The organism is Rhizobacter sp. P2_H2 (assembly GCF_056403375.1).
This window is the reverse complement of record NZ_JBFUFP010000735.1, coordinates 1-2,823: the sequence shown is the minus strand read 5'-3', so window position 1 is coordinate 2,823 and position 2,823 is coordinate 1. Positions and strand designations below refer to the sequence as shown.

The following is a 2,823-nucleotide window of genomic DNA, read 5'->3' as shown; positions in this document are numbered from 1 at the left end:
GCTAGACGCCATGACCCGCAGTACCGACAGCTTCCAGCACCAGACCGTCCTCCTCGACGAGGCCGTCGACGGCGTGTTCACGCGCACTGACGGCATCTACGTCGACGGCACCTTCGGCCGCGGCGGCCATTCGCGCCTGCTGCTCGGCCGGCTCGCGCCCGGGGGAAGGCTGGTGGCGATCGATCGCGACCCGGACGCCATCGCCGCGGCAGCGTCGGGCGCAACGCGGGTCGATGACCCGCGTTTTTCCATCCACCACTCGCCTTTCGGCGGCATGTCGGATGTGCTGGCCGAACTCGGCATCGCCCAGGTCGACGGCGTGCTGCTCGACCTGGGTGTCTCGTCGCCGCAGATCGACAACCCCGAACGTGGCTTCAGCTTCCGCTTCGACGGACCGCTGGACATGCGCATGGACACGACCCGCGGCGAAAGCGCTGCGGATTTTCTGGCCCGCGCCGACGAGCGCCACATTGCAGAGGTGGTACGCGACTATGGGGAAGAACGGTTTGCTGTATCGGTTGCAAAGGCGCTTGTTGCTCGGCGCGAGGGCGGGCATCCAGTTCGCACCACCGCAGAGCTTTCCCACGTCGTGGCTGGTGCGGTCAAGACCCGCGAGCCGGGCCAGGATCCTGCAACGCGCACATTTCAAGCTCTTCGGATTTTCGTCAACGCCGAGCTTGAGGAACTCGAACAGGGGCTGAACGCAGCCCTCGGATTGCTGGCGCCGGGCGGCAGGCTCGTCGTGATCAGCTTCCATTCGCTCGAAGACCGCATCGTGAAGAACTTCATCGCCCGCGAAAGCAAGAGCGAGTTCGACCGCCGCGCCCCGTTCGCCCCCGAGCGGCCGAGCCGGCTGAAGGCAATCGCCCGCGTGAAGCCGTCCGAGACCGAGGTGCGCGCCAACCCGCGCTCGCGCTCGGCCATCATGCGCATCGCCGAGCGCACCGAGGTGCCGGCATGACCCGCATCAACCTCGTGCTGCTCATCGCGCTGATCGCCAGCAGCATCTACCTGGTGCGCGTGTCGTACGACGCGCGGCGCCTCTTCGCCGAGGTCGACCGCGCCACCAGCGAGGCGCACCAGCTCGAGATCGAGCACGAGCGGCTGCTGGCCGACAAGCAGTCGCAGGCGACGCCGCTGCGCGTCGAACGCGTCGCGCGCGACAAGCTCGCGATGCGCAATGCCACGCCGGCCGTCACGCAGTACGTCGCGTACGCGCCCGCCGCCTCGGGGGCCGCCAGATGAGCTGGATCGACAAGATCCGCCAGTTCGGCGGCGATGCCCGGCCGAACCCGGCACGCGCCGGCGCGGTCAACGTGCGCAGCGTCATGTACTCGACCAGCCCGCTGCTCGCGTCGAAGACGCCGCCGTGGCGCTCGAAGTTCCTGGTCGGCCTGGTCGGGCTGGGCTTCTGCGTGCTGGTCGGCCGCGCCGTCTACGTGCAGATCATCGGCAACGACTTCTTCCTGAAGCAGGGCGAGATCCGCTACGCGCGCACGCTTGACCTGTCGGCCAGCCGCGGCCGCATCATCGACCGCAACGGCATGATCCTCGCGTCCAGCGTGCCGGCGCCGTCGCTGTGGGTGATCCCGAAGGAGTTCGAGGCCGACAAGAAGCAGCGCGCCCAGCTCGCGAAGCTGCTCGGCTACACGCCGGCCGAGCTGGCCGGCAAGCTCGACGACAGCCCGAACTTCGTCTGGCTGCGCCGCCAGGTCGACGAACAGGTCGCGAAGGATGCGCTCGGGCTCGGCGTCAAGGGGCTGTTCCAGGTGCGCGAGTTCAAGCGCAAGTACCCCGAGGGCGAGGCCGCGGCGCACGTCGTCGGCTTCACCAACGTCGAGGAGAACGGCCAGGAAGGCATCGAGCTCGCGTTCCAGAAGGAGCTGCAGGGCCGCAACGGCACGCGCCGCGTCGTGAAGGACCGGCTCGGCCGCGTCGTCGAGGACATCGGCGAGAGCGTCGCGCCGGTCGACGGCCGCGACATCGAGCTGTCGATCGACTCGAAGGTGCAGTTCTATGCCTACCAGCGCATCCGCGATGCGGTGACCGAGAACAAGGCCAAGGCCGGCAGCGTCGTCGTGCTCGACGCGCAGACCGGCGAGGTGCTGGCGCTGTCGAACTTCCCGAGCTACGCGCCGGGCGACCGCAAGAACCTCTCCGGCGCGCAGCTGCGCAACCGCGCGCTGACCGACACCTTCGAGCCCGGCTCGACGATGAAGCCGTTCATCGCCGCCTGGGCGCTCGAGACCGGCCGCGTGACGCCCGACACCGTGCTGCAGACGGCGCCCGGCCGCCTGAACTTCGCCGGCTCGGTGATCACCGATTCGCACGCGCACGGCGACCTGACGGTGTCGCAGACGATCCAGAAATCGAGCAACGTCGGTGCGGTGCGCATGGCGATGCAGTTCCAGCCGCGCGAGATGTGGGAGCTGTACTCGCAGGTCGGCTTCGGCCAGAAGCCGCAGATCGGGTTCCCCGGCGCGGTGACCGGCCGGCTGCGCCCGTACAAGTCGTGGCGGCCGATCGAGCAGGCGACGATGAGCTACGGCTACGGGCTGTCGGCCTCGCTGTTCCAGATCGCACGCGCCTACACGGTGTTCGCGCACGATGGCGAGCTGATCCCGGTGTCGCTGGTGAAGAACCGGCAGGTCGATACCCCGACGCCGGCCGGCATCCGCGTGATCTCGCCGAAGGTCGCGAAGCAGGTGCGCGAGATGATGCACCTGGTCACGCTCGAAGGCGGCACCGCCCCGAAGGCGCAGGTGCCGGGCTACTCGGTGGGCGGCAAGTCCGGCACCGCGTACAAGCAGGAAGGCAAGGGCT

General features: G+C 68.8%; 3 protein-coding genes. All 3 read left to right on the top strand.

Going from position 1 to position 2,823, the window contains the following annotated elements:
- The first annotated feature begins 10 nt into the window (after positions 1–10).
- Complete coding sequence (rsmH, locus tag AC1D15_RS25485; RefSeq protein WP_477828186.1) at positions 11–961, top strand: 16S rRNA (cytosine(1402)-N(4))-methyltransferase RsmH; 951 nt, start codon at positions 11–13, stop codon at positions 959–961.
- Positions 958–1,245 (top strand): cell division protein FtsL, encoded by a 288-nt coding sequence (gene ftsL, locus AC1D15_RS25480; protein ID WP_477828184.1) that lies wholly within the window; start codon positions 958–960, stop codon positions 1,243–1,245. Before rsmH ends, ftsL begins: the two co-directional genes overlap by 4 nt.
- 83 nt (positions 1,246–1,328) lie before the next feature.
- The coding region (locus AC1D15_RS25475) for a peptidoglycan D,D-transpeptidase FtsI family protein (RefSeq protein WP_477828185.1) at positions 1,329–2,823 on the top strand (1,495 nt) is incomplete at its 3' end.

What these genes read in the sequence shown, in the direction of transcription:
- rsmH (WP_477828186.1), top strand. Translation starts at nt 11, where the DNA reads ATGACCCGCAGTACCGACAGCTTCCAGCACCAGACCGTCCTCCTCGAC.
- ftsL (WP_477828184.1), top strand. Translation starts at nt 958, where the DNA reads ATGACCCGCATCAACCTCGTGCTGCTCATCGCGCTGATCGCCAGCAGC.